Below are 25172 nucleotides of genomic sequence, written 5' to 3'. Positions count from 1 at the left end.
AATTTTGGTGCCCGAGGGAGACTCGAATATTAGCATAACTGTATAATTAACATAGTTTTTTGCATGTGTACACTTCCACGTTGTACCGTGAAGTGTACACCCTACCTGCCTCCAATAAGGACTGGTGTGGATGGAAGCTTGATCGGATTTCTCCGTCCAATTTCCGACGAGCTGTGAATAATATCTACAAGAAACTAGTTACGGATAGACTCCCTGGTCTGCCCAAAAAATGCCGAACCGACACCTGGCGAACTTTCGCGATTAGTCGGGCGTCATGAGCACAGCAAGCGTTATCTTGATGAACTCCTCGTTTCGATCGATCGTGTCTAGGGCGCCCCGAACATTGTCGGCGACGTCCGCCGATCCGCGCATCTTTACCCAGTTCGAAAGCTCCATGATGGCGGCCTCCAGGGCGAGCTGGTTTTCGTTGATCTTAAGCAGCAGGGAAGGGAGTAAGTCTGAGTTTGGCATTGTGCAATCCTCCGTGAAATTTCAGCGTAGCAGGGGGATTACTGACCTAGGTAGGGAGTTGCGCATGGTCGGAAGGACGCCGGAAGGAGGGTGCATCCACAGTCGATTGCAGCCCTTCGCGACAGGCAGCAACCGGCCAATAGCTGTCGCACGTATATGTCTGCGAATCTAGGGGGATTCAGTAATTGGAAGCTTGACTAGAAAGGTGGTGCCTCTACCCGAGTCGGAACTGACATCGATTGAACCGTTATGTGATGTCACGATCTCTGACGCGATGAACAAGCCCAAGCCCAGCCCTTCTGTCGGCCCGTGATCAATTGCAGATCGCTGCGAGAAACGACCCATAGGGTTAAACAAAAACGGGAGAACGTCCTCTTGTATGGGCTCACCACTGTTATGGACGGTGAAAATAGCGCAGTTTTCTGAGGTGTCTAACTCCACCTTGATAGGGAGTTGATTATCTCCATGCTGCACAGCGTTGCTGATTATGTTCGAAAAGACCTGCTCCATTCTGGCGCCATCGAACTGCCCTTGAACCGAAGTCTTCGCATCAAACAAGACAGTGGCCTCCGGATGGAACGCTCGAATTTCTTCGACAACACGTTCGCAAACGTACGCGAGATCTATACCTGACGTTTTTACAGGAATGCCTGGGCCCATTTGGCAGCGTGTTAGATCAAGTAAGTCTCCGACAATTTGGCTCGCTCGCCGCACGCTTGTATAAATCTGATTGGCAACCTTAGTAGCCTTGGTTCCGGCCCCTTCTGAGCGCCTCAACATGTCGGCACCCAGCAAAATCGCTCCAAGCGGGGTGCGCAGGTCGTGGCCGAGAATGCCCAAGAATATATTGCGCGAAGCCTCCACCGCGCGTGAGTAACTGGCGATGGATTCGGCGAGAGCCTGATCGATGGCCTCGTGGAACCGGGTCATGTCGTCGACATTAATCGGTGTGCCATCCTTCACTTGCCTCATCCACTGGCTGACGACACTTGTTCTCAGTGCTCGGTATTCCGACACCATTTGATCAATCGTGAAACCTGCCATTAACCGCGTAATTGCGTGAGTTTCAGCTGCGGTTTCTTCGTCATCTAAAGGGGCTTGGCCTTGAGACTTGGCAGCTTGCTCTCGCTTCGTCTGCTTTGTGCGTAGGTCAATTACAATTGCCCGCAACATTTGTTCCGCATGATCTCGCAGAGCTTCACTGTCGAGTTCAGCACCCGGCGTCTCAATGGTTCTGGCGAAATCTTCCCAGGCCTGCAGAATGGGCTCAAGGTTCTCAAGAATGAAATCGGACAGGCGCATGTCGGTGATCCTAATGGGAGGCGATTCAGGTGCCGGCAGGAGGCGAGGCTGCGCAGATACCGTGTGAGCGGGTCTCCAGCAGTGTAGGAGGTTGTTTATAGCTTTTAAAGCTCGGTCCGTATCAGGCTCGCTTTGTCGATACGCATGATCAAGGCGTCGCCAGCTTTGACACTGACTCTGATCTCTTGCGTCCATTGTTTGGAGCATTCCTCCGTCGTCCCGCAGAGAGAGTGTGTGATCCGAACGTCAGCCCTAAATGGGCTATTTCTGCGCCAAAAAAGTCAGCTGTCGGCTTTTGATCTATTGAAAAACGGATCGCGCAGTCATTTTCCAATGAGGCTGCGGTCAAGATGACGAGATGGACATCAGATCTTTTTGTGAAACCAAAAAGCCGCTCCTGGGGAACAGTGGTGACCTCCTCCGGAGCGGGTGCTATTTTGCAGCCTGCCATTAGAGCAAGTGTTAAAAGGAAAGTGACATACTTCATCCTATTCCTCTACGCAGTATCTTCTATCCAGTTGACGCTACTGTCCTAATATCAGCGACTTCAATCGTTGCTCCACGATGCTGTCAAAATGGTCTGATAACAATTCACAGCGCTCGGCGGGTAGGCCATCACAGCATTTTATCCCGAGTATGAATCCTTGGGCTTTAGCACCGCTTTTAACCGCTAGAATCATGGAGCCTGCGAGTTCGATCTCGCGGAGAATCCTCTCTGCCTGCTGCTTTATGGGGTCGGGTAAATCGTTTGTTGCTTCTCTCATGGCTTTTTCCACCAGCGCTTACGATCAGACAATAAATGCACCAGTTCGCTTTGTAAGCATGGACCAAAGGTTGCTTCAAGAGTTTCGCTTATTTCATATCGTAAGATCTTCGCCCGTCGACATCCAGAGTACTGCTGGTGCCGACAAGAACTCAGCAGCTGCCGCTCTTGACTGGCCGCTTCAGGCCGGCGAAAGGTTTGTAACGGCTGCCAGGTTGCTCCGGATATACCCCGCACTGGTTGCGGCTTGAAGTCCATCGTTGATCGAGTACAGCCAACGCACGCGGCGTCTGCGATAATGACGATCATAGCGGCGCGATGACATCGAGTGCTCGTGCCAGCATCCGGCATTCGCTTTTGGAGGACTCCATGCGTGACATTATTGATGGCTTTCTGCGCTTTCAGCGCGAGGTTTATCCGCAACGCGTCGAGCTGTTCAAGCAGCTCGCGACGGCACAGAATCCGAAGGCGCTGTTCGTCACCTGCTCGGATAGTCGTGTTGTGCCCGAACTCTTGACGCAGCGCGAACCGGGCGAGCTGTTCGTGATTCGCAACGCCGGCAACATTGTGCCGTCGTATGGTCCCGAACCGGGCGGCGTCTCGGCCACCGTCGAATATGCCGTCGCAGTGCTTGGCGTACAGGACATCGTGATCTGCGGCCATTCGGACTGCGGAGCAATGGGCGCGATTTCACGCTGCACCTGTCTGGATCATCTTCCGGCGGTTGCTAACTGGTTACGTCACTCGGACGCCGCGAAAGCGATTAACGCGGCGCATGAGTTCGACACGCCTCGTGCGAAGCTCGACGGTCTCGTGCGCGAAAACGTGATCGCGCAACTGGCGAATCTGCGTACGCATCCATCGGTGGCACTCGCGCTCGAGCAGGGGCGCATGAATCTACACGGCTGGGTCTACGACATCGAAGCGGGATGTATCGATGTGCTTGATGGCGCGACACGAAACTTCGTTCCACTTGCTGAATCGCCGACCACCGTCGCGATCGCTGCGCGCAACGGTAGAGGGACGTAATAGCGTCAGACAGCTAGCGGTGGGCGCATAAATTCGGGAAACGTTCGCCACGACATAGGTCAACGAAGCGGTCGTGCATCTATCGGGCAAGTTTTGGAGCCGCCCCTTCGAATGACTACTCGGCGAACTAGCGAACGACCGGAACTGGCCGATTGCTGTCCAGAAGGGGGACGCATTGATGCTTCGCTGGTTATCCCGGCTAAACCTGACAAGGCTAGAAAGCCACCGAAGGCGAAGGCTTTGAGTTAAGCCCGGAGAGAGCATACCTACAATGCCCCCCCGTCCTTACAAGCCTACTGGGATGCAGGGAAGGGTTCAGTATCCTCTCTGTGCCCTGAAATCAACGCCATCGACTTATGGCAGTCATTCAGGAAGGATAAAAAAACTGCAGAACACAGCTGTCCCCCCGTCATTTGACTGGATTTAGCCAATCAAAGTTTAAAGGGCTGCTCATCGGAGGTACTAAAAACTTGGTGGCAGTAGTAGCGCATTGCCGCTGGTGCTTGCAGTAATACTGGAGAAGGTGAAAAAATGCTCTCAAAATTCGTTGTTGTTCCTGCAATTCCCAAGGACTTGGAGTCAACGCGCATTGGGGGGGCGCTTCTACTGCCAAACCGAAGCCATAGGTTTCGATATTTATGACAACGTAGAAAAGCGAAGACTGCCGCTCACCTTTCCTACTCGTGGGGAAGCTGAAGATGAATGCCGTCGGCTTAACCGTTAGCGCCTCAGTATTCATCATTCACGTCGGCGCGCACAAACACAGGGTACCGGCAAAATGCTTAACGATTCTCTAACGGCGTGGAACACACGCTGGCATTTATCAAACGATATTGTGACCTGCCAGATGTGTAAGGCTTCACAGCGCAGGTCTGATCGGTCAGTGGTGTTTGAGCATCAAGCTAGCTGCGGGATTGCTGAGCAGGGGGTTAGCCCTTGGGATGACCTGGAAAATGTCCTGACTACCATTCGCAAAACCGGGTTATGGGAGCCGAACAAAGTTGAATGAGTTTGATGCGTTATTGGTCATTTCATGACCATTTGAACTGTCCTTGTACGAGCCGGCAGTCTTTAAGGTAGATTACGGTTACCTGATGAGGCGGTTTCAACCCACCGCGCACACATTGCAGCAGCCCATATGGACGACTAGGCGAGGACGTACATGGTGGAACCTCGCGCCGAACCCTTTGCTGGCGAACAACTCATCATTCATCTGCACCAAGCCCCGAACGATGTCACGAGCTTCGGTCAACTGAAGTGTTAACGATTCAAACTCGTTCGCGCACTCAACTGCCGCTAGTTCGTAGGCGCTGCTTTCTGATAAAAGATCGAAACGCTCGGTGCGAAAGCAGGTATATGGCTTTCGCACTACCGGCCCTGTCGAATAGAAGAATCAATACGCCATGCTCAGCAACCAGATAGTCGATACCGAGTGGGAATGGGTTATCCGCGGGTGATGGCATGGCTGGGCTCTCGATGTTGAACTGCAAGTAATGATTTTATAGCCCTAAAAAGGTCCCATTGAGAGACCGCTTTTGGCCGTTTTCTGACCTTCGCTTAGGGGTTGAACTGCCAGTATTTTCCTAGACGATGAGTGAGTAATTGCATGGTCAGCAAATAGTAATAGCGCGTCGATTCAGTGCGCTGGTTTAGATGGTGATTCAAAAACCACGCAAGGTGTTTTCTCTGCCAAGTCCATGGATTGTCGCATTGCCAGCGCTCAGCGATTGCTGTTTGGATAGTCTTTGCCTGACGAAGGTGGCGTTGGCGTGTGGTATGCGACCCGGTCAGGACGCCTGACAGGAACAGTTCCATATCGAATGTCTTGCTCATGCGCGGCCCCCGATATGCGCCGAAACCACGTCGATACGGTTGTGCCCCAGCTCATAGCTAATTTGTGTTCGGGCCTCCTGATCGAGGTGTCGGTCGAGCTGGTTCCAGCGAGGTGCCGACGCACCTAAGCGGCCCCCTTTGGTACCGTCTTGGATGTTGATCCTCTCGAGTTGCTCGGCTTCGCGTTGCAGTCGTGGAAGGTCGGCCAAAATCGCCTCCCGTAAGCGCATTCCTGTTGCTCGGGTCAACTGCGCGATGGCGGCGGCGCGCGGCTGCTGGTGTGCGCAAAGCACCTCTACGATCAGCTTCACCTGTTCGCGGTCTTGGCCTTGCGGCACCGAACGACGAACACTGGTGCGCCGCATTCCTAGCGCCTTGCTCGGACTCTGCACCTTCACATACTGATCACAGCGAAGCGCGGCCATGGTCCGATTCACACTGGATAACCGGTTTTGCGCAGTGGCGATGGAGAGCTCACCTTGTTCAACTTGCTGGCGCAGATGTCCGGCATAGTCCAACAAGGTCTGCCGATCAATCTGCCGCGCATCGTTGAACCCCGGCCCATCCTCCGAGCGACACCAGCGCACAAACGCCTGCCAGCGATCACTGTGCGCCTTGACCGTGCCGTAATGCCCGCCGCCAAATAGATCGCGCAATGCCTGGGGCCCTGCATAACTCAGTTGCCGACCATAGCCAAAATTCCGCCCATCTCGTTTACCCACCAACCCCATGATCAAACTCCTCTCGAAGCCAACCTCTTAAAACCTTCCCCACGTCATCCCGCCAAGAATGTTGAGTGTTATCAGGGATCAAGGCCCCTGCGACCTGTGAGGGTTGTCCACTAACGCGGGACTGGCGGCTCTTTACGACCGGGAACTTGGGCATCTCATGATCTGGCCTCCTGAGCACTTCCGAAGAAGTGGGCGGGTGAAGGCTGCGCTGGCTGACGAGACCAACGCCGCGAGATCCTGAGTCGGGTGAAGGCAGTGATGCGATGACCGGGGCATGCCTGACTGTCAGTCAGGAGCAGTCCATTCCTTGGGCTGCGGCACCATCATCTGCATCGCTGTTGCGGGTGACTTCGGTGTTTGTCACGCCGATTGTCACGAGGGGGATTGCCGCAAAGCCTTGTACGAGTTGGGCTGCAGCAGCGGTAGGAGCGCCCGTCTCTTTCCGGGAGAAAGAGACGGGCGCAGGTTGGCGCAAGGAAATGGCCAAGCGGATAGGTTGCTGCAGGGCAGCTATGAAAGGGAATGAGTTGCCGCAGTGGGCACACTGGTAAAAGTAGGCATCCATCACATCGCTGTGACCGTGCGAGCCGCCGGACGCTAATCGCACTTTGGGAGAACCACCACGGTGTGGCGTAGCCTTAAAGGTTCTGGCTACCTGGGTTGCTGTCAACGACAGCGGTTTGCCCGATCTTTTCTACGCCTGTGGATAATTAGGGTCAAGGCTCGACTTTTCGAGAATTCTGCGGCTGCGGATGAAATTATCCACCGATGGAAATCCGTGGTCTTCTACAGAAAGTTGCGTGGGCTTTAGATTTTTTAAGTGAGGTCCATCCAAACGGGGCGGCTTTGCAGCCCTGTTTGGATGGACCCGCGTGGAAGACTGGGCTGCGGAGATCTAACTGACTTACCAGCGTTGGAATGCGCCATGGCTGTTTTACAAGGCGATGATGTTGTCGCCGATCGGGTCGAATTGGTGAGGCGTCATGTGATCACAGAATCGCCGCTTAGTCTGTCTCGATAGGCAACTTTTGGAGGTGATCATCTTTGTGTGCATGGGATGCTGTTAGAGGCGGTGCAGAAGGACGCGCGAGGAACTGATTAACGCGAGTATCAAATTGATCGCGAAGGTTGGCTGTAATGCCTTCTTTGAGAGCATCGAGATAGTCCGCATACCACTGCATCATGATCCGACGTTGCGATAGGTATAGGGCTTGGTTGTACTCGCCGGAGATGCCGCCCTCGACGTGAGCCAGTTGGCTTTCGACATGATCCTTCAGCCAGCCATGTTCGCGCAGCAGCGTGCTTGCGGTATGACGAGTGCCATGGCTGACGAGTCGTCCTTTGTAGCCGATCTTGGCGAACACCAGGTTGATCGTGTTTTCACTGATGACTGGCTGCTTTTCACCATTGCCAGGGAATAGATACCGGCTGCGTCCAGTGCTTTGATTCAGTTTGATGAGCATGGCTATCAATTGATGAGGTAGAGGGCTGACGTAATCTCTACGCATCTTCATGCGGGCGGCCGGGATGGTCCATATCCCCTCCTCGAAATCGATTTCCTCCCATTTTGCGTAGCGAACCATCCCGGGGCGGCTAGCGATCAAAATCGTCATCCATGATGCAACCCTTGCTGGTAACCGGCTGGTGGTCTTGCTCAAGGCCTGTAGAAACTCAGGCAGTTCGTTTTCGTGCAGATGTGGGTAGTGCTGAGTGGGCGGTGGAGCTATCGCAATGGCATGGAGTTCGGAGGCTGGATTGTGTTCGCACAGGCCGCGTGCGATCGCTTGACTGAAAATCTGTTTGAGCCAGGTTCGGGTTTTGTCTGCGACGTTGAAGGCGCCCCGTTTTTCGATACTGGCCTGTAGGTTGGCGCAGTCACCTCGGGTAATTGCGCTCAACTGCTTCTCACCCAGGGCGGGTAGTAAATCCTTGTCGAGATAGTCGCGGATTTTTTTCAGCGTCGCGGGGCTGCGGCCGGAATCGGATTTGAACTGATACCAATACTCTGCTGCACGCCTGAAGGTGTTAAGTCCCGCTTCTTGCTGTTGCAGCTTGTCATCGCGGCGCTTTTCTCCCGGGTTGGTTCCTTGCTTGAGCAGGCTGCGGCACTCCGTAGCCAGTTCGCGAGCCTCTTGTAAGGAAATATGCGGGTAGACACCTAGAGACATGCGGGCAGCGCGGCCCTGGAAGCGATAACGGAAGTGCCAATACTTGCTGCCGTTCGGTTTCACCAGCAGGGCAAGACCCGAACTATCACTCAGGGTGAATGCCTTCTCGGCAGGCTTGGAAGCTTTGATCTGCAAGACGGTCAGCGGCATCTGTGTACATCTCCCGTTCTCGAACTGGATTTGTACTCAAAAATGTACCAAAAAGACGCTGGCTTGCAAGAGATGGGGGTAGAACCCCAGAGACCAAAAAGCCCGCAGTTAGCGGGCTCTAGGGGGGTTGCGTAGACGCTGGTAGTCGTCTATGTACTGCAAATGGTGCCCCGAGGGAGACTCGAACTCCCACTTCTTGCGAAAACGGATTTTGAATCCGCCGCGTCTACCAATTCCGCCATCAGGGCTCAATGGCGGCGAAGTATAGAGATGAGATTACCGTCGGTCAATCAGGTACATAGAGAATTTTCACTATTTCGGCTAGACTTCCGGCCCCTGCTAGACGAACCCCATCATGCGCGTTGCTGACTTTACTTTCGAACTCCCTGATTCGCTGATCGCTCGCCATCCTTTGGCTGAGCGTCGCAACAGTCGCCTGTTGACCCTTGATGGGGTCAGCGGCGCCCTGGCACACCGTCAATTCACTGATCTGCTCGAGCATTTGCGCCCGGGCGATTTGATGGTGTTCAACAATACCCGGGTGATTCCGGCGCGGCTGTTTGGCCAGAAAGCTTCCGGCGGCAAGCTGGAAATTCTGGTGGAGCGGGTGCTCGACAGTCATCGCGTGTTGGCGCATGTGCGTTCCAGCAAGTCGCCCAAGCCGGGGTCGAAGATCCTGATCGACGGCGGTGGCGAAGCCGAAATGCTGGCGCGTCACGATGCGTTGTTCGAGCTGGGTTTCGCCGAAGAGGTGTTGCCGCTGCTCGATCGCGTCGGGCACATGCCGTTGCCTCCCTATATAGACCGCCCGGATGAAGGCTCGGACCGCGAGCGTTATCAGACGGTCTACGCCGAGCGTTTGGGCGCGGTAGCGGCGCCGACGGCGGGGCTGCATTTTGATCAGCCGCTGATGGAGGCGATTGCCGCCAAGGGCGTCGAGACGGCGTTCGTGACCTTGCACGTCGGCGCTGGCACCTTCCAACCGGTGCGCGTCGAGAAGATCGAAGATCACCACATGCATAGCGAGTGGCTGGAAGTCGGTCAGGACGTGGTCGATGCCGTTGAAGCCTGCCGCGCTCGCGGTGGTCGCGTGATAGCGGTGGGGACCACCAGCGTGCGTTCGCTGGAAAGTGCCGCGCGCGATGGCGTGCTCAAGCCGTTCAGTGGCGACACCGACATCTTTATCTACCCGGGCCGGCCGTTTCATGTGGTCGATGCCCTGGTCACCAACTTCCATTTGCCCGAATCCACGCTGTTGATGCTGGTTTCGGCGTTCGCCGGTTATCCCGAAGCCATGGCCGCTTATAAAGCCGCCGTTGAGCATGGTTACCGCTTTTTCAGCTACGGTGATGCGATGTTTATCACCCGTAATCCAGCACCACGTGGCCCTGAGGAAACAGAATGAGTCGCACCAGTCGCATGTCTTTTGAGCTCCTTGCCACCGACGGCAAGGCTCGCCGCGGTCGTTTGACCTTCCCGCGCGGCACCGTCGAGACTCCGGCGTTCATGCCGGTGGGCACGTACGGCACCGTCAAGGGCATGTTGCCGCGGGATATCACCGCCACGGGCGCGGAAATCATTCTGGGTAACACCTTCCACTTGTGGCTGCGTCCTGGCACCGAGGTGATCAAGAAGCACGGCGACCTGCACGATTTCATGCAGTGGAAAGGCCCGATTCTGACCGACTCCGGCGGTTTCCAGGTGTTCAGCCTGGGCGCGATGCGCAAGATCAAGGAGGAGGGCGTGACCTTCGCTTCTCCAGTCGACGGTGCCAAAGTGTTCATGGGGCCGGAAGAGTCGATGCAGGTCCAGCGTGATCTGGGCTCGGACATCGTGATGATTTTCGACGAATGCACCCCGTACCCGGCCGACGAAGACGTCGCTCGCGTGTCCATGGAGTTGTCGTTGCGCTGGGCCAAGCGTTCGAAAGAAGCCCATGGCGACAACACGGCGGCGCTGTTCGGCATTGTTCAGGGCGGCATGCACCAGGATTTGCGCATGCGCTCCCTGGAAGGTCTCGACAATATCGGTTTCGATGGTTTGGCCATTGGCGGTCTGTCGGTGGGCGAGCCGAAACACGAGATGATCAAGGTGCTCGACTACCTGCCGGGTCAAATGCCGGCTGACAAACCTCGTTACCTTATGGGCGTTGGCAAACCGGAAGATCTGGTTGAGGGTGTGCGCCGCGGTGTGGACATGTTCGATTGCGTGATGCCAACCCGTAATGCCCGCAATGGGCATCTGTTCATTGATACAGGCGTGCTGAAGATCCGTAACGCGTTCCATCGCCATGATGATTCGCCGCTGGATCCGACCTGCGATTGCTACACCTGCCAGAACTTCTCCCGTGCTTATCTGCACCATCTGGACAAGTGCGGCGAAATGCTGGGTAGCATGTTGAATACCATCCACAATTTGCGCCATTACCAGGTGCTTATGGCTGGTTTGCGCGAGGCTATTCAACAAGGTACATTGGCCGCCTTTGTCGATGCCTTCTACGCCAAACGCGGGCTTCCTGTTCCGCCTTTGGACTGAGTTTTCTGACCCTAAGATTCAATATTTGCAACTGGAGTGCTAAATGAGCTTTTTTATCTCTAATGCCATGGCTGACGCTGCTGCACCTGCTGCAGGCCCAATGGGCGGCGGCTTTGAGTGGATTTTCCTGGTCGGTTTCCTGGTCATCTTCTACCTGATGATCTGGCGTCCACAGGCCAAGCGCGCCAAAGAGCAGAAAAACCTGCTGAGCAGCCTGCAGAAAGGCGACGAAGTTGTGACCACCGGTGGTATCGCCGGCAAGATCACTAAAGTGGCAGACGACTTCGTTGTTCTGGAAGTTTCCGACACCATCGAAATGAAGTTCCAGAAAGGCGCCATTGCCGCCACGCTGCCAAAAGGCACGCTGAAAGCGATCTAAGTTTCAACTTCTACTCAATCGACGGGGCGCGCAAGGCGCCCCGCGTCATAAGCGGGCGGCGTGATGCTGAACAAATACCCTCTGTGGAAATACATTCTGATCCTGGCGGTGCTAGCGGTCGGTCTGATTTATTCCGCTCCCAATCTATATCCTGATGACCCGGCCATTCAGGTCAGCGGTGCAAGCACTTCGCTGCAGGTCACTCAGGCTGATCTGGACCGTGTGGGCGCAGCGCTCAAGGAATCCGGGATCAACGTCAAGGCTGCCACCCTGGCAGCAAACGGCAAGGGCGGTTTGATTCGTCTGACCAAGGCTGAAGATCAGTTACCTGCCAAAGACGTCGTGCGCAAGGCATTGGGTGATGACTACGTCGTTGCACTGAATTTGGCACAAACCACCCCGCAATGGCTGCGCAGCCTGGCCGCGCACCCGATGAAGCTGGGTCTGGACTTGTCCGGTGGTGTGCACTTCCTGCTTGAAGTGGACATGGACAAAGCGCTCGATGCGCGCCTGAAAGTCTACGAAGGCGACGTCAAGAGCCTGTTGCGTAAAGAGAAGCTGCGCTATCGCAGCCTGCCGCAACTCAACGGTGCCATTCAGCTGGGCTTCACTGATGAAACTGCCCGCGAACAAGCCCGTACGCTGATCCGCAAGAGCTTCAACGATTTCGACATTGTTCCGGCCGACCTCAATGGCCAACCGGTACTGCGTCTGGCGATGACCCCGGCCAAGCTGGCGGAAATCCGTGAATACTCCATCAAGCAGAACTTGACCACGGTACGTAACCGCGTCAACGAGCTGGGTGTTGCCGAGCCAATCGTTCAGCGTCAGGGCGCCAACCGCATCGTGGTTGAGCTGCCGGGCGTGCAGGACACTGCCGAAGCCAAGCGCATCCTCGGCAAGACGGCCAACCTTGAGTTCCGTCTGGCCGCTGAGCCGGGCGCTTCGAAAGCGACTTCCGAAACCTTCGAGTTCCGTGAAGGCAATCGTCCTCCGGCACAGATCGAGCGTGGCTTGATCATCACTGGCGACCAGGTGACTGACGCCAAGGCTGGCTTCGGCGAGCAAGGCACGCCAGAAGTGAACATCCGTCTGGATGGCCACGGTGGCGAGCTGATGAGTCGTGCGACTCGCAGCAACGTCGGTCGCAGCATGGCAGTGATCTTTATCGAGCAACGTCCGGTTACCACTTACGTCAAGCAAGTGGTCAATGGCGTCGAGAAAGACGTGCCGGTCCAGACATTCAAGGAAGAGAAGAAGATCATCAGTCTCGCGACCATTCAGTCGCCGCTGGGTGCTCAATTCCGCATCACTGGCCTGAACGGCCAGGGCGAGTCGTCCGAACTGGCGCTGCTGCTACGTGCCGGTGGTCTGGCTGCACCGATGTACTTCGCTGAAGAGCGCACCATTGGTCCAAGCCTGGGTGCCGACAACATCATCAAAGGTGTCGATGCATCGCTGTGGGGCATGCTGTTTGTCTCGCTATTCATCATTGCCATCTACCGCTTCTTCGGCATCATTGCCACCGTCGCTCTGGCGGTGAACATGGTGCTGCTGCTGGCCCTGATGTCGCTGCTGGGTGCAACGCTGACCCTGCCAGGTATCGCCGGTATCGTGTTGACCATGGGTATGGCCGTCGACGCCAACGTTCTGATCTTCTCGCGGATACGTGAAGAGATCGCGGCGGGCATGACCGTACAACGGGCAATCAACGAAGGCTTCGGCCGGGCATTCACCGCGATTCTCGATGCCAACCTGACCACTCTGTTGGTCGGCGGGATTCTCTTTGCCATGGGCACCGGCCCGGTCAAAGGTTTCGCAGTGACCATGTCCCTCGGGATCTTTACCTCGATGTTCACGGCCATCATGGTGACCCGCGCGATGGTCAACCTGATCTTCGGCGGTCGTGACTTCAAGAAGTTGTGGATTTAAGGGGCTGCCATGTTACGTACAATCAACTTCATGGGCGTTCGCAACTTTGCGTTCGGCGTCACATTATTCCTTACCGTGCTGGCCTTGTTCAGCGTCGCCACCAAGGGCATGAACTGGGGCCTGGACTTCACCGGCGGTACGCTCATCGAGCTGACCTACGAGCGTCCGGCCGATGTCACCAAGGTGCGTGAGCAGCTGGTTACATCGGGTTATCACGAGGCGATCGTCCAGAGCTTCGGTGCGACTACCGATTTGCTGGTGCGCATGCCGGGTGAAGACCCGCAGCTGGGTCATCAAGTGGCGGAAGCGCTGCTGAAAGTCGGCGGCGACAACCCGGCGACGGTCAAACGCGTCGAGTTCGTTGGCCCGCAGGTGGGTGAGGAGCTGCGCGACCAAGGCGGCCTCGGCATGCTGATGGCGTTGGGCGGCATCCTGATCTACCTGGCTTTCCGCTTTCAGTGGAAGTTCGCGGTCGGTGCCATCGTTTCGTTGATTCACGACGTGATCGTGACCATCGGTATCCTGTCGTTCTTCCAGATCACCTTCGACCTGACGGTGCTGGCGGCGGTACTGGCGATCATTGGTTACTCGCTCAACGACACCATCGTGGTATTCGACCGGGTTCGTGAGAACTTCCGTGTGTTGCGCAAGGCGACCTTGATCGAGAACATCAACATCTCGACTACCCAGACCCTGCTGCGGACCATGGCAACGTCGATCTCCACTTTGCTGGCGATCGCGGCCCTGTTGTTCTTTGGTGGCGATAACCTGTTCGGCTTCTCCATCGCGCTGTTTATTGGTGTGTTGGCGGGTACTTACTCGTCGATCTACATCGCTAACGTCGTGCTGATCTGGCTGAACCTGAGCACCGAGGATCTGATTCCTACAGTGGCTACCGATAAGGAAGTCGACGACCGCCCATAACGGCTATCGTTTTCCCGCTGTCGGCCGAAAAGGCGCGAGTATTGAACTCGCGCCTTTTTTTATGCTCCAAGGCTGGGAGAAGCGCGGGCTTGTCCCGCATATGATGGTCAGGAGGTTCATGTGAACAAGTCGTTGCTGGTTGGTGCGGTATTGGGTGCTGTCGGCGTAACTGCCGGGGGTGCTGTTGCTACCTACAAGCTGGTTAAAAGCGGCCCTGAATATGCGCAAGTGCTAGCCGTTGAGCCGGTCAAGACACAAATCAAGACGCCACGTGAAGTGTGCAAGGACGTCGCAGTAACCCGGCAAGCGCCGGTGAAAGATCAACACCAGATCGCCGGTACCGTATTGGGTGCCGTGGCGGGTGGTTTGCTCGGTAATCAGATCGGTGGTGGCACCGGCAAGAAGATTGCCACCGTAGCAGGTGCAGTTGGCGGTGGTTACGCGGGCAACAAGGTTCAGGAAGGCATGCAGGAGCGCGACACCTACACCACGACTCAGACGCGGTGTAATACCGTGAATGACATCAGTGATAAGGTCGTAGGTTACGACGTCCGTTATTCGCTGGACGGCAAGGAAGGCAAGGTGCGGATGGATCGCGATCCGGGCAACCAGATTCCGGTCGACAAGGAAGGCAAGCTGATCCTGGGGCAGAACGAGCCGGCCCAGTAAATAGCTGAAATTCAGATTCAAAAAGAAGCACCCTGCGGGGTGCTTTTTTTGTGTTCGCGATTTATGCATCACCACAGATTCCTGTAGGAGTGAGCCTGCTCGCGATAGCAGTCTTGCATTCAATATCAGTGGTGATTGATCCACCGCTATCGCGAGCAGGCTCACTCCCACATTGGATTTGTGGTGTTGTGCAAGGCGGATTCCAGGCATAAAAAAAGCACCCCGAGGGGTGCTTTTTTGTGGCTGCTCGCTTAGCGTTTCAGCGAGGCCGGCAGGTGCGGCTGGATGGCCGTCAGTACTGCTTTGAAGCATTTGGTGTTACCGGCAACAACGTGGCCTTTCTCAAGGAAGTCGTGGCCGCCGGTGAAGTCGCTCACGAGACCGCCTGCTTCCTGAATCAGCAGGGCGCCTGCAGCCATGTCCCACTCGGACAGGCCCGACTCCCAGAATGCGTCGAAGCGGCCGGCCGCTACGTAAGCCAGGTCCAGGCTCGCCGAGCCAGCGCGGCGGATGCCGGCAGTCTGGCCAACCAGGGCGCGGAACATGCCCAGGTAGTTGTCGAGGTTGTCCATCTGGTCATCGCGGAACGGGAAGCCGGTACCCAGAAGGGCGCCGTCGAGGCTGGTGCGGCCGCTGACGCGCAGACGACGACCGTTCAGTTGAGCGCCACGACCACGGCTGGCGGTGAATTCTTCCTGGCGAACCGGGTCCAGAACAACAGCGTGTTCCAGGCGGCCGCGGTATTTGCAGGCGATGCTGACAGCGAAGTGAGGAATGCCGCGCAGGAAGTTGGTGGTGCCGTCCAGTGGGTCGATGATCCACAGGTATTCTTCGCCTTCGCCGCTACCCGGGTGCATGCCGGTTTCTTCGCCGAGAATGCCGTGGGTAGGGTAGGCCTTGCGCAGCGCGTCGATGATTTTCTGTTCGGCGGCGCGATCCACCTCGGATACATAATCCTTGGCGTCTTTTTCGTCGACCTTGATGGTATCCAGGCGCTCGATGGAGCGGAAGATCAATTCACTGGCGCTGCGGGCGGCGCGCAGCGCGATATTCAGCATGGGCTGCATGGATGTGTCACCTAAGGTTGTTAAAGAAAGCCGGGCATTCTATCAGAAAGTTTCTACAGGAGAAGGTCAGTGTTCGCTTTCATAGCTTAACGGTAGGTTGAGCTGTAAGATTCTGCTCCCCATAAAGTGTTCGAGAGCGCCTCCCTTGCTGCAAAACATTCGTGTCGTCCTGGTCAATACCAGCCATCCCGGGAATATCGGCGGGGCAGCGCGTGCCATGAAGAACATGGGCCTGTCGCGACTGGTGCTGGTCGAACCGCGGTTGTTCCCGCATCACGAAGCCGATGCTCGTGCTTCCGGTGCCGGTGACATCCTTGAAAACGCGCAAGTCGTCGCCACCTTGGAAGATGCCTTGGTCGGCTGCAATCTGGTGCTCGGCACCAGCGCCCGTGACCGTCGCATTCCCTGGCCGTTGCTCGATCCGCGCGAATGCGGTGTAAAAGTGGTCGAGGAAGCAACGCAGGGCGCTGAAATCGCCTTGGTCTTTGGTCGTGAAGATTCCGGCCTGACCAATGAAGAGCTACAGCGATGTCATTATCACGTGCATATCCCGTCAGACCCTGAGTTCAGTTCGCTGAACCTTGGGGCCGCGGTGCAGGTGTTGAGCTATGAAGTGCGTATGTCCTGGCTCGCGGCCCAAGGTCAGCCGAGCAAGGTCGAGAAGGATGAAGTGGCGTCCACCAAAAGTGGTGAGCTGGCGACCATGGATGAGCTGGAGCGATTCTATGAGCACCTGGAGCAAACCCTGGTGGCCATTGAATTTCTCGATCCGGAAAAGCCACGGCACTTGATGGCGCGCCTGCGCCGGTTGTACGGACGCAGCTCGGTCAGCCGGGCGGAAATGAATATATTGCGTGGCATCCTCACGGAAACCCAGAAAGCGGCCCGTGGTGAGCTTCTTAAGCGGAAGGATTAAAAATGTTCGAGCGTTTGCGTGAAGATATCCAGAGTGTTTTCCATCGTGATCCGGCAGCGCGCAACGCCTTTGAAGTTCTGACGTGCTACCCGGGCATGCACGCCATCTGGATCCACCGCTTGTCGTCGGCCCTGTGGGGCATGGGCTGGAAGTGGCTGGCGCGGCTGGTGTCGAACTTCGGTCGCTGGTTGACCGGAATCGAAATTCATCCGGGTGCCAAGGTCGGTCGTCGCTTCTTTATTGACCATGGCATGGGTATCGTCATCGGTGAGACCGCTGAGATCGGCAATGACGTCACCCTCTATCAGGGCGTGACCCTGGGTGGCACCAGTTGGAACAAGGGCAAGCGTCACCCGACGCTTGAGGATGGTGTGGTGGTCGGGGCGGGGGCCAAGGTGCTTGGTCCGTTCACGGTCGGCGCCGGAGCCAAGGTCGGTTCCAATGCTGTGGTTACCAAAGCTGTTCCGGCCGGTGCGACGGTGGTCGGCATTCCGGGTCGGATCATCGTCAAGCCCGATGAAGAGCAGGACGCCAAGCGCAAGGCCATGGCCGAGAAGATCGGTTTTGACGCCTACGGTGTTGGCGAAGACATGCCGGACCCGGTGGCGCGGGCCATCAATCAGTTGCTCGATCATCTGCAGGCAGTTGATGGGCGTCTGGAGGGTATGTGCGGAGCGTTGAAGGATCTGGGCAGCAATTACTGTGCGAAAGATCTGCCTGAGCTGCGTGAAGAAGACTTTGCCTGTGTGAAGGACAAGGATCAGAGCCAGGCCGGCTAGACCGTGTCAGTTTCTTCGCGGGCAAGCCTCGCTCCTACAGGATTGGCGCAACCCATGTAGGAGCGAGGCTTGCCCGCGAAGAACGATAACGTGCAATTACTGGCTGTACACGGCCAGCCTTTGCTATGATGCGCCCGCTCTTTTGTGGGTAATCCTGACTAAAGTACTAGGTCTTATAGTTGACTTAAATACTCGGGAATTGCATACTCGCCCCATTCTGAACTCCGTGGTAATTGTCCATGCGACTGACTACAAAAGGCCGATACGCCGTGACTGCCATGCTTGACCTGGCGTTGCACGCGCAGCACGGGCCGGTGTCCCTGGCCGATATCTCCGAGCGCCAAGGCATCTCCCTGTCCTACCTCGAACAGCTCTTCGCCAAATTGCGCCGCAGCAATCTGGTGTCCAGCGTTCGTGGTCCAGGCGGCGGCTATCAGCTGTCGCGCGACATGCAGGGTATCCAGGTCGCCCAGGTGATCGATGCGGTGAATGAATCGGTCGATGCAACCAAATGCCAGGGCCAGGGCGATTGCCATCAAGGCGACACCTGTCTGACCCACCACTTGTGGTGCGATCTGAGCCTGCAGATTCACGAATTTCTCAGCGGTATCAGCTTGGCTGACCTTGTCACTCGCCGTGAGGTACAAGAAGTAGCCCAGCGTCAGGATCAGCGCCGTTGCAACAGCAAGGCGCCACGCCTGGACAAGATTGAAGCGTCCGCCGTCGAATGACAGCCAAAGAGCTAGCGGCACGCCAGCCAGCCTGATTTAGGAGATAGTCCATGAAATTGCCGATTTACCTTGATTACTCTGCGACCACCCCGGTTGATCCGCGTGTAGCGCAAAAGATGAGTGAGTGCCTGCTGGTTGACGGAAACTTCGGTAACCCGGCGTCCCGTTCCCACGTGTTCGGCTGGAAAGCTGAAGAGTCCGTCGAAAACGCTCGTCGTCAGGTCGCAGACCTGGTCAACGCCGACCCGCGTGAAATCGTCTGGACCTCCGGTGCCACCGAGTCCGACAACCTGGCAATCAAGGGTGCGGCGCATTTCTATGCCACCAAAGGCAAACACCTGATCACCACCAAGATTGAGCACAAGGCTGTCCTCGACACCATGCGCCAACTGGAGCGTGAAGGCTTTGAAGTCACCTACATCGAGCCTCGCACTGATGGTCTGGTCACCCCAGAGATGATCGAAGCTGCCCTGCGCGACGACACCATCCTGGTTTCGGTCATGCACGTGAACAACGAAATCGGCACCGTCAACGACATCGCAGCCATCGGCGAACTGACCCGTTCCAAGGGCATCCTGTTCCACGTCGACGCTGCTCAGTCCACCGGCAAGGTCGATATCGACCTGTCGAAGCTGAAAGTCGACATGATGTCGTTCTCCGCTCACAAAACCTACGGCCCTAAAGGCATCGGCGCACTGTACGTGAGCCGCAAGCCGCGTGTTCGCATCGAAGCGACCATGCACGGCGGTGGTCACGAACGCGGTATGCGTTCCGGCACCCTGGCGACCCACCAGATCGTCGGCATGGGCGAAGCCTTCCGCGTAGCCAAGGAAGACATGGTTGCCGAGAACATCCGCATCAAGGCCCTGAGCGACCGTTTCTTCAAGCAGGTCGAAGGCCTGGAAGAGCTGTACATCAACGGCAGCATGACCGCCCGCGTTCCGCACAACCTGAACCTGAGCTTCAACTACGTTGAAGGCGAGTCGCTGATCATGGCGCTCAAGGATCTGGCGGTTTCGTCCGGCTCGGCCTGCACCTCGGCTTCCCTTGAGCCTTCGTACGTACTGCGCGCCCTGGGCCGCAATGACGAACTGGCACACAGCTCGATTCGCTTCACCTTCGGCCGTTTCACCACCGAAGAAGAAATCGACTACGCCGCGCAGAAAGTCTGCGAGGCCGTTACCAAGCTGCGCACTCTGTCGCCGCTGTGGGACATGTACAAAGACGGTGTCGACATTTCGAAAATCGAGTGGGCGGCACACTGATTTCAAGTCGCCGCAAACCGGCCCTGTAAGACGCAGGTTTTCAGGGCTCAAGAGCGACTCTCTGATGAGTGAGGATTAAGAATCATGGCTTACAGCGAAAAGGTCATCGACCACTACGAGAACCCGCGCAACGTCGGCAAGATGGACGCGGAAGACCCAGATGTCGGCACCGGCATGGTCGGCGCTCCGGCGTGCGGCGACGTGATGCGTCTGCAGATCAAGGTTAACGAGCAAGGCATCATCGAAGACGCCAAGTTCAAGACCTACGGTTGCGGTTCGGCTATCGCCTCCAGCTCGCTGGCGACCGAGTGGATGAAAGGCAAGACTCTGGATGAAGCCGAGACCATCAAAAACACTCAGCTGGCTGAAGAACTGGCTCTGCCGCCAGTAAAAATTCACTGCTCCGTACTTGCTGAAGACGCCATCAAAGCGGCCGTTCGCGACTACAAGCAGAAGAAAGGCTTGATCTGATTTTCAAGTTTTGGCGACGAGTAAGGAGTCACCGATGGCTATCAGCATGACAGAAGCGGCTGCTCAACACGTGCGACGCTCCCTCAACGGGCGCGGCAAAGGTGAAGGGATTCGTCTGGGTGTTCGCACCACAGGCTGTTCCGGCCTTGCCTACGTGCTGGAGTTTGTCGACGAGGTGGTTGCAGAGGATCAGGTGTTCGAAAGTCACGGCGAGAAAGTGATCATCGACCCGAAAAGCCTGGCCTACCTGGACGGCACCGAACTCGATTTCGTCAAGGAAGGGTTGAACGAAGGCTTCAAGTTCAACAACCCCAACGTGCGCGGTGAATGTGGCTGCGGCGAAAGCTTCAACATCTGAGGCTGCTCGTGGGTACTCCTTGTCATTTCGCTTTATTTGAGCTGAAACCGAGCTTCCGTCTGGATCTCGATCAGTTGGCCACGCGCTATCGTGAGTTGGCGCGCGGTGTTCATCCGGACCGCTTTGCAGACGCTTCCGAGCGCGAGCAGCGGCTGGCGCTAGAGCAATCCGCGAGCCTCAACGAGGCCTACCAGACGCTCAAAAGTCCCCCAAAGCGCGCGCGTTATTTGCTTGCCATGGGCGGTCGCGAGCTGCCGCTGGAGGTCACGGTGCATGATCCGGAGTTTCTTCTGCAGCAGATGGAGCTGCGTGAAGAGCTCGAAGACCTGCAAGACAGCGCCGACCTGGCGGGTGTTGCAGTGTTCAAGCGTCGCCTGAAGATTGCGCAGGATGAACTGAACGAAAGCTTCGCAGCCTGTTGGGATGATGCAGCGCAACGTGAACAGGCCGAACGCCTGATGCGGCGCATGCAGTTCCTCGACAAGCTCACCTACGAAGTGCGCCAGTTAGAAGAGCGCCTCGACGATTAACCCAGTGCCGCTCCGGTCGCACGCCTGATATACAGATAAGTCCTGATAACGATGGCCCTACTGCAGATCGCCGAACCCGGCCAAAGTCCTCAACCGCACCAGCGTCGTCTGGCTGTGGGGATCGACTTGGGCACTACCAATTCGCTGGTCGCTGCGTTGCGCAGTGGTCTTTCCGAACCTCTGGCCGACGCGGACGGGCAGGTCATCCTGCCGTCTGCCGTGCGCTACCACGCGGATCGCGTCGAAGTCGGCGAGTCGGCCAAGCTGGCTGCCGCCGCCGATCCTTTGAACACTGTGCTGTCGGTCAAGCGCTTGATGGGTCGTGGTCTGTCCGACGTCAAGCAATTGGGCGATCAACTGCCGTACCGCTTTGTCGGCGGCGAGTCGCACATGCCATTCATCGACACGATTCAGGGGCCAAAAAGCCCGGTCGAAGTTTCCGCCGATATCCTGAAAGTGCTGCGTCAGCGCGCCGAAGCGACGTTGGGTGGCGAACTTGTAGGTGCGGTAATCACCGTTCCGGCCTATTTCGACGATGCTCAGCGCCAAGCCACCAAGGATGCGGCCAAGCTGGCCGGTCTGAATGTGCTGCGTCTGCTCAATGAGCCGACCGCCGCCGCTGTGGCTTACGGTCTGGATCAACACGCTGAAGGCCTGGTCGCGATTTATGACCTGGGTGGCGGCACCTTCGATATTTCGATTCTGCGCCTGACTGGCGGTGTGTTTGAAGTTTTGGCTACCGGCGGCGACAGCGCGCTGGGCGGCGATGACTTCGACCACGCAATCGCTGGCTGGATCATCGAGCGTGCCGGTCTGTCCGCCGACCTCGATCCGGGTGCGCAACGCCATCTGCTGCAAACCGCTTGTGCGGCCAAAGAAGCCCTGACCAATACCTCGACCGTCGAAGTCGCTTATGGCGACTGGAAAGACGAGCTGACCCGTGAAGCCTTTAATGCGCTGATCGAGCCAATGGTTGCCCGCAGCCTGAAAGCCTGCCGCCGCGCTGTGCGTGATTCCGGCATCGAGCTGGACGAAGTGCATGCCGTGGTCATGGTTGGCGGTTCGACTCGTGTGCCTCGCGTTCGCGAGGCCGTCGCTGAAGCCTTCGGTCGCGAACCATTGACCGAAATCGATCCGGATCAAGTGGTGGCCATTGGTGCCGCGATCCAGGCCGATACGCTGGCCGGCAACAAGCGTGATGGCGATGAGCTGCTGTTGCTTGACGTGATTCCGTTGTCCCTGGGGCTGGAAACCATGGGCGGGCTGATGGAGAAGGTGATTCCGCGCAACACCACCATCCCTGTCGCCCGCGCTCAGGACTTCACGACTTATAAAGATGGCCAGTCGGCCATGGCGATCCACGTATTGCAGGGTGAGCGCGAGCTGATCAGCGACTGCCGTTCCCTGGCACGCTTCGAATTGCGCGGCATTCCGGCGATGGTGGCCGGTGCGGCGAAGATTCGCGTGACCTTCCAGGTCGATGCCGACGGTCTGCTCAGTGTTTCTGCCCGCGAGCTGGGCTCGGGCATTGAGGCCAGCATCCAGGTCAAGCCGTCCTACGGTCTGACGGATGGCGAAATTGCCAAGATGCTCAAGGACTCGTTCCAGCACGCCAACGACGACAAGGTCGCCCGGGTGTTGCGTGAGCAGCAGGTCGATGCCCAGCGCCTGATCGAAGCGGTGCAGGGCGCCCTCGATGTCGATGGCGAGCGCTTGCTCGACGCCGAAGAGCGCATGGTCATCGAATTGCAGATGCAGGAACTGACCGAACTGATGAAAGGTACTGATGGTTACGCCATCGAGCAGCAGACCAAGCGTCTGTCGCAAGTGACCGACGCCTTTGCTGCCCGCCGCCTGGACTCGACGGTGAAAGCCGCGCTGGCGGGGCGCAACCTGAATGAGATTGAGGAATAACGATGCCGCAGGTCATTTTTCTGCCACACGATAAGTTTTGCCCGGACGGCATGGTTGTGGAGGCTGAGCCTGGCACATCCATTCTCGAGCTGGCCCATGAACACCATATCGAGATGGAAAGCGCCTGTGGCGGCGTCTGCGCCTGCACCACCTGCCACTGCATCATCCGCGAAGGTTTCGACTCGCTGGAAGAAGCGGATGAGCTGGAAGAAGACTTTCTTGATCGTGCCTGGGGTCTGGAGGCGCAATCGCGTCTAGGCTGTCAGGCGATCGTCGGGAATGAAGACCTGACTGTCGAAATTCCGAAATACTCGCTCAACCATGCGGCTGAAGCGCCGCACTGATTCAAGGAACTGAAATGAGTCTGAAGTGGGTTGATGTGCTGGAAATCGCGATCCAACTGGCTGAATCCAAGCCGGATGTGGACCCGCGTTACGTGAACTTCGTCGATCTGCACAAATGGGTGCTGGCATTGCCGGAGTTCAGTGATGATCCGACCCGCGGTGGCGAGAAGGTGCTTGAAGCCATTCAGGCCGCCTGGATCGAAGAAGCAGACTGAGTCTGCGCCGTACGCAGTTAGGCAATACCAAAGAACCCGCGTATAATTCGCGGGTTTAATTTTTCGCAAATTACCGTTTCTGGAGTTACACCATGGCTGTTCAACGTACTTTCTCCATCATCAAGCCTGACGCTGTTGCAAAAAACGTTATCGGCGAGATCACCACTCGTTTCGAAAAAGCTGGCCTGCGCGTTGTAGCTTCGAAACTGAAGCAACTGTCCAAAGCTGAAGCTGAAGGCTTCTACGCTGAGCACAGCGCTCGTGGTTTCTTCGGCGACCTGGTTGCTTTCATGATCTCCGGTCCGGTTGTCGTTCAGGTTCTGGAAGGCGAAAACGCTATCGCTCTGAACCGTGAGCTGATGGGCGCCACCAACCCTAAAGAAGCTGCTGCCGGTACCATCCGCGCTGACTTCGCTGATTCCATCGACGCCAACGCTGTACACGGTTCGGACTCCGAAGCCGCTGCTGCTCGCGAAATCTCGTACTTCTTCGCAGCTACTGAAGTAACCACTCGCTAAGCATTGGCTTAAGAGTGAAGGTGAATCCATGACTACATCGACTGTAAAAACCAACCTGCTGGGTCTGACTCAGCTGGAAATGGAAAAATTCTTCGACTCGATCGGGGAGAAGCGTTTCCGTGCCGGTCAGGTAATGAAATGGATTCACCACCTTGGCGTCGATGATTTCGACGCCATGACGAACGTCAGCAAGGCCTTGCGCGACAAGCTCAAGGTCATTGCTGAAGTCCGCGGCCCCGAAGTGGTCAGCGAGGATATTTCCACCGACGGCACCCGCAAGTGGGTGGTTCGTGTGGCGTCCGGCAGCTGCGTCGAGACCGTGTACATTCCCCAGGGCAAACGCGGCACTTTGTGCGTTTCGTCCCAGGCAGGCTGTGCCCTGGATTGCAGTTTCTGCTCCACCGGCAAGCAAGGATTCAACAGCAACCTCACCGCCGCCGAAGTCATCGGCCAGGTGTGGATTGCCAATAAATCGTTCGGCAGCATCCCGGCGACCGCCGACCGTGCCATCACCAACGTGGTGATGATGGGCATGGGTGAACCGCTGCTGAACTTCGACAACGTCGTCGCTGCCATGCATCTGATGATGGATGACCTGGGCTACGGGATCTCCAAGCGCCGCGTAACCCTGTCTACATCGGGTGTGGTGCCGATGATCGATGAGCTGTCCAAGCACATCGACGTCTCCCTGGCGTTGTCCCTGCACGCACCGAACGACGCATTGCGTAACCAATTGGTACCGATCAACAAGAAGTATCCGCTTAAGATGCTGCTCGAGTCGTGCCAGCGCTACATGTCGTCCCTGGGCGAGAAGCGCGTGCTCACCATTGAGTACACCTTGCTCAAGGACATCAACGACAAGGTTGAACATGCCGTTGAGATGATCGAGTTGCTCAAGAACATCCCGTGCAAGATCAACCTGATTCCGTTCAACCCGTTCCCGCATTCCGGTTACGAGCGCCCGAGCAACAACGCGATTCGTCGTTTCCAGGATCAGCTTCACCATGCCGGCTTCAATGTCACCGTACGCACCACCCGCGGTGAAGACATCGATGCCGCGTGTGGCCAATTGGTAGGACAGGTGCTGGATCGCACCCGTCGCAGCGAACGTTATATCGCCGTGCGCGAGTTAAGCGCCGAAAACGATATCGCACAGAACGCTGCGAACAATAATTAAG

At 56.8% G+C, this 25172-nt stretch carries 26 protein-coding genes and 1 tRNA gene; 19 read left to right on the top strand and 8 right to left on the bottom strand.

Features of this window, described 5'->3' with window-relative positions:
* Window positions 1-261: 261 nt before the first annotated feature.
* The 3 genes from ACYZUA_RS26480 to ACYZUA_RS26470 all read right to left on the bottom strand — a co-directional run bounded on the left by ACYZUA_RS26480 (window position 262) and on the right by ACYZUA_RS26470 (window position 2537).
* On the bottom strand, window positions 262-471 hold the full coding sequence (locus ACYZUA_RS26480) for a hypothetical protein (RefSeq protein WP_461961222.1): 210 nt from the start codon (window positions 469-471) through the stop codon (window positions 262-264).
* A gap of 168 nt (window positions 472-639) precedes the next feature.
* Complete coding sequence (locus ACYZUA_RS26475) at window positions 640-1773, bottom strand: ATP-binding protein (protein ID WP_461961221.1); 1134 nt, start codon at window positions 1771-1773, stop codon at window positions 640-642.
* Window positions 1774-2297: 524 nt separating this feature from the next.
* The gene (locus ACYZUA_RS26470) at window positions 2298-2537 is read right to left on the bottom strand and encodes a hypothetical protein (protein ID WP_461961220.1); all 240 of its coding nucleotides are present in this window, start codon (window positions 2535-2537) and stop codon (window positions 2298-2300) included.
* 368 nt (window positions 2538-2905) lie between these two features.
* Here ACYZUA_RS26470 and ACYZUA_RS26465 point away from each other — a divergent pair, with 368 nt between their 5' ends.
* Window positions 2906-3565, top strand: a complete 660-nt coding sequence (locus ACYZUA_RS26465; protein WP_461961219.1) for a carbonic anhydrase — start codon at window positions 2906-2908, stop codon at window positions 3563-3565.
* 1557 nt (window positions 3566-5122) lie between these two features.
* Here the strand turns inward: ACYZUA_RS26465 and ACYZUA_RS26460 are convergent.
* The 4 genes from ACYZUA_RS26460 to ACYZUA_RS26445 form a co-directional block, all read right to left on the bottom strand.
* Window positions 5123-5398, bottom strand: coding sequence for a hypothetical protein (locus tag ACYZUA_RS26460; RefSeq protein WP_461961218.1), 276 nt, complete (start codon window positions 5396-5398; stop codon window positions 5123-5125).
* Window positions 5395-6129 (bottom strand): integrase domain-containing protein, encoded by a 735-nt coding sequence (locus ACYZUA_RS26455; protein ID WP_461961217.1) that lies wholly within the window; start codon window positions 6127-6129, stop codon window positions 5395-5397. The genes ACYZUA_RS26460 and ACYZUA_RS26455 overlap by 4 nt, the downstream gene beginning before the upstream one ends.
* Window positions 6130-7133: 1004 nt before the next feature.
* On the bottom strand, window positions 7134-8447 hold the full coding sequence (locus tag ACYZUA_RS26450) for a tyrosine-type recombinase/integrase (protein ID WP_461961216.1): 1314 nt from the start codon (window positions 8445-8447) through the stop codon (window positions 7134-7136).
* Between the two features lie 163 nt (window positions 8448-8610).
* Window positions 8611-8695: transfer RNA gene (locus ACYZUA_RS26445), tRNA-Leu, on the bottom strand.
* Between the two features lie 107 nt (window positions 8696-8802).
* Between ACYZUA_RS26445 and queA the strand changes: the two genes are divergently transcribed.
* From queA to ACYZUA_RS26415, 6 genes are all read left to right on the top strand, one after another.
* Window positions 8803-9852, top strand: coding sequence for a tRNA preQ1(34) S-adenosylmethionine ribosyltransferase-isomerase QueA (gene queA, locus ACYZUA_RS26440; protein WP_461961215.1), 1050 nt, complete (start codon window positions 8803-8805; stop codon window positions 9850-9852).
* A gap of 14 nt (window positions 9853-9866) precedes the next feature.
* Window positions 9867-10982 (top strand): tRNA guanosine(34) transglycosylase Tgt, encoded by a 1116-nt coding sequence (tgt, locus tag ACYZUA_RS26435; RefSeq protein WP_161990833.1) that lies wholly within the window; start codon window positions 9867-9869, stop codon window positions 10980-10982.
* 43 nt (window positions 10983-11025) lie between these two features.
* Complete coding sequence (yajC, locus tag ACYZUA_RS26430; protein ID WP_008147715.1) at window positions 11026-11361, top strand: preprotein translocase subunit YajC; 336 nt, start codon at window positions 11026-11028, stop codon at window positions 11359-11361.
* Window positions 11362-11424: 63 nt separating this feature from the next.
* On the top strand, window positions 11425-13293 hold the full coding sequence (gene secD, locus ACYZUA_RS26425; RefSeq protein WP_461961214.1) for a protein translocase subunit SecD: 1869 nt from the start codon (window positions 11425-11427) through the stop codon (window positions 13291-13293).
* Between the two features lie 9 nt (window positions 13294-13302).
* Window positions 13303-14217, top strand: a complete 915-nt coding sequence (secF, locus tag ACYZUA_RS26420; RefSeq protein ID WP_461961213.1) for a protein translocase subunit SecF — start codon at window positions 13303-13305, stop codon at window positions 14215-14217.
* Window positions 14218-14337: 120 nt separating this feature from the next.
* Window positions 14338-14886 (top strand): glycine zipper 2TM domain-containing protein, encoded by a 549-nt coding sequence (locus ACYZUA_RS26415; protein ID WP_461961212.1) that lies wholly within the window; start codon window positions 14338-14340, stop codon window positions 14884-14886.
* 251 nt (window positions 14887-15137) lie between these two features.
* Here ACYZUA_RS26415 and suhB read toward each other — a convergent pair whose 3' ends face one another.
* A complete protein-coding gene (gene suhB / locus ACYZUA_RS26410; protein ID WP_008147729.1) occupies window positions 15138-15953 on the bottom strand; it encodes a type III secretion system regulator SuhB in 816 nt (271 codons plus the stop codon).
* 145 nt (window positions 15954-16098) lie between these two features.
* Between suhB and trmJ the strand changes: the two genes are divergently transcribed.
* The 12 genes from trmJ (at window position 16099) to rlmN (ending at window position 25171) form a co-directional block, all read left to right on the top strand.
* A complete protein-coding gene (gene trmJ / locus ACYZUA_RS26405) occupies window positions 16099-16869 on the top strand; it encodes a tRNA (cytosine(32)/uridine(32)-2'-O)-methyltransferase TrmJ (protein WP_046046028.1) in 771 nt (256 codons plus the stop codon).
* Window positions 16870-16871: 2 nt separating this feature from the next.
* A complete protein-coding gene (cysE, locus tag ACYZUA_RS26400) occupies window positions 16872-17648 on the top strand; it encodes a serine O-acetyltransferase (protein ID WP_461961211.1) in 777 nt (258 codons plus the stop codon).
* 239 nt (window positions 17649-17887) lie between these two features.
* Entirely contained in the window at window positions 17888-18379 is a 492-nt protein-coding gene (gene iscR / locus ACYZUA_RS26395) for a Fe-S cluster assembly transcriptional regulator IscR (protein ID WP_007903581.1), read from the top strand.
* A 50-nt stretch (window positions 18380-18429) separates the two neighbouring features.
* Entirely contained in the window at window positions 18430-19644 is a 1215-nt protein-coding gene (locus ACYZUA_RS26390) for an IscS subfamily cysteine desulfurase (RefSeq protein WP_461961210.1), read from the top strand.
* An 84-nt stretch (window positions 19645-19728) separates the two neighbouring features.
* Complete coding sequence (iscU, locus tag ACYZUA_RS26385) at window positions 19729-20115, top strand: Fe-S cluster assembly scaffold IscU (RefSeq protein ID WP_003443374.1); 387 nt, start codon at window positions 19729-19731, stop codon at window positions 20113-20115.
* Window positions 20116-20149: 34 nt separating this feature from the next.
* Window positions 20150-20473 (top strand): iron-sulfur cluster assembly protein IscA, encoded by a 324-nt coding sequence (iscA, locus tag ACYZUA_RS26380; protein ID WP_007903589.1) that lies wholly within the window; start codon window positions 20150-20152, stop codon window positions 20471-20473.
* An 8-nt stretch (window positions 20474-20481) separates the two neighbouring features.
* The gene (gene hscB / locus ACYZUA_RS26375; RefSeq protein WP_461964129.1) at window positions 20482-21003 is read left to right on the top strand and encodes a co-chaperone HscB; all 522 of its coding nucleotides are present in this window, start codon (window positions 20482-20484) and stop codon (window positions 21001-21003) included.
* Between the two features lie 51 nt (window positions 21004-21054).
* Window positions 21055-22917 carry a Fe-S protein assembly chaperone HscA gene (hscA, locus tag ACYZUA_RS26370; RefSeq protein WP_461961209.1) on the top strand — a complete coding sequence of 621 codons (1863 nt, stop codon included), beginning with the start codon at window positions 21055-21057 and terminating at the stop codon, window positions 22915-22917.
* Window positions 22918-22919: 2 nt separating this feature from the next.
* Window positions 22920-23261 carry an ISC system 2Fe-2S type ferredoxin gene (fdx, locus tag ACYZUA_RS26365; protein ID WP_415757793.1) on the top strand — a complete coding sequence of 114 codons (342 nt, stop codon included), beginning with the start codon at window positions 22920-22922 and terminating at the stop codon, window positions 23259-23261.
* Window positions 23262-23275: 14 nt separating this feature from the next.
* Window positions 23276-23476 carry a Fe-S cluster assembly protein IscX gene (iscX, locus tag ACYZUA_RS26360; RefSeq protein ID WP_008147746.1) on the top strand — a complete coding sequence of 67 codons (201 nt, stop codon included), beginning with the start codon at window positions 23276-23278 and terminating at the stop codon, window positions 23474-23476.
* Between the two features lie 92 nt (window positions 23477-23568).
* Window positions 23569-23994: a nucleoside-diphosphate kinase gene (ndk, locus tag ACYZUA_RS26355; protein WP_007916882.1), complete on the top strand. Its 426-nt coding sequence runs from the start codon at window positions 23569-23571 to the stop codon at window positions 23992-23994.
* Window positions 23995-24022: 28 nt separating this feature from the next.
* Window positions 24023-25171 carry a dual-specificity RNA methyltransferase RlmN gene (rlmN, locus tag ACYZUA_RS26350; protein WP_033061468.1) on the top strand — a complete coding sequence of 383 codons (1149 nt, stop codon included), beginning with the start codon at window positions 24023-24025 and terminating at the stop codon, window positions 25169-25171.
* The last annotated feature ends 1 nt before the right edge of the window (window position 25172 follow it).

It is taken from the genome of Pseudomonas sp. LS2P72 (assembly GCF_054897865.1).
This window is presented reverse-complemented; position numbering and strand designations above follow the sequence as displayed.

Bases quoted from the DNA above. Each gene is read 5' to 3' on its own strand.
- iscX (WP_008147746.1), top strand. From the start codon at position 23,276: ATGAGTCTGAAGTGGGTTGATGTGCTGGAAATCGCGATCCAACTGGCT.
- hscA (WP_461961209.1), top strand. From the start codon at position 21,055: ATGGCCCTACTGCAGATCGCCGAACCCGGCCAAAGTCCTCAACCGCAC.
- ndk (WP_007916882.1), top strand. From the start codon at position 23,569: ATGGCTGTTCAACGTACTTTCTCCATCATCAAGCCTGACGCTGTTGCA.
- queA (WP_461961215.1), top strand. From the start codon at position 8,803: ATGCGCGTTGCTGACTTTACTTTCGAACTCCCTGATTCGCTGATCGCT.
- yajC (WP_008147715.1), top strand. From the start codon at position 11,026: ATGAGCTTTTTTATCTCTAATGCCATGGCTGACGCTGCTGCACCTGCT.
- iscU (WP_003443374.1), top strand. From the start codon at position 19,729: ATGGCTTACAGCGAAAAGGTCATCGACCACTACGAGAACCCGCGCAAC.
- iscR (WP_007903581.1), top strand. From the start codon at position 17,888: ATGCGACTGACTACAAAAGGCCGATACGCCGTGACTGCCATGCTTGAC.
- suhB (WP_008147729.1), bottom strand. From the start codon at position 15,953: ATGCAGCCCATGCTGAATATCGCGCTGCGCGCCGCCCGCAGCGCCAGT.
- tgt (WP_161990833.1), top strand. From the start codon at position 9,867: ATGTCTTTTGAGCTCCTTGCCACCGACGGCAAGGCTCGCCGCGGTCGT.
- ACYZUA_RS26480 (WP_461961222.1), bottom strand. From the start codon at position 471: ATGCCAAACTCAGACTTACTCCCTTCCCTGCTGCTTAAGATCAACGAA.
- fdx (WP_415757793.1), top strand. From the start codon at position 22,920: ATGCCGCAGGTCATTTTTCTGCCACACGATAAGTTTTGCCCGGACGGC.
- cysE (WP_461961211.1), top strand. From the start codon at position 16,872: ATGTTCGAGCGTTTGCGTGAAGATATCCAGAGTGTTTTCCATCGTGAT.
- ACYZUA_RS26460 (WP_461961218.1), bottom strand. From the start codon at position 5,398: ATGAGCAAGACATTCGATATGGAACTGTTCCTGTCAGGCGTCCTGACC.
- ACYZUA_RS26475 (WP_461961221.1), bottom strand. From the start codon at position 1,773: ATGCGCCTGTCCGATTTCATTCTTGAGAACCTTGAGCCCATTCTGCAG.
- ACYZUA_RS26390 (WP_461961210.1), top strand. From the start codon at position 18,430: ATGAAATTGCCGATTTACCTTGATTACTCTGCGACCACCCCGGTTGAT.
- iscA (WP_007903589.1), top strand. From the start codon at position 20,150: ATGGCTATCAGCATGACAGAAGCGGCTGCTCAACACGTGCGACGCTCC.
- secF (WP_461961213.1), top strand. From the start codon at position 13,303: ATGTTACGTACAATCAACTTCATGGGCGTTCGCAACTTTGCGTTCGGC.
- secD (WP_461961214.1), top strand. From the start codon at position 11,425: ATGCTGAACAAATACCCTCTGTGGAAATACATTCTGATCCTGGCGGTG.
- ACYZUA_RS26455 (WP_461961217.1), bottom strand. From the start codon at position 6,129: ATGGGGTTGGTGGGTAAACGAGATGGGCGGAATTTTGGCTATGGTCGG.
- ACYZUA_RS26450 (WP_461961216.1), bottom strand. From the start codon at position 8,447: ATGCCGCTGACCGTCTTGCAGATCAAAGCTTCCAAGCCTGCCGAGAAG.
- ACYZUA_RS26465 (WP_461961219.1), top strand. From the start codon at position 2,906: ATGCGTGACATTATTGATGGCTTTCTGCGCTTTCAGCGCGAGGTTTAT.
- rlmN (WP_033061468.1), top strand. From the start codon at position 24,023: ATGACTACATCGACTGTAAAAACCAACCTGCTGGGTCTGACTCAGCTG.
- ACYZUA_RS26470 (WP_461961220.1), bottom strand. From the start codon at position 2,537: ATGAGAGAAGCAACAAACGATTTACCCGACCCCATAAAGCAGCAGGCA.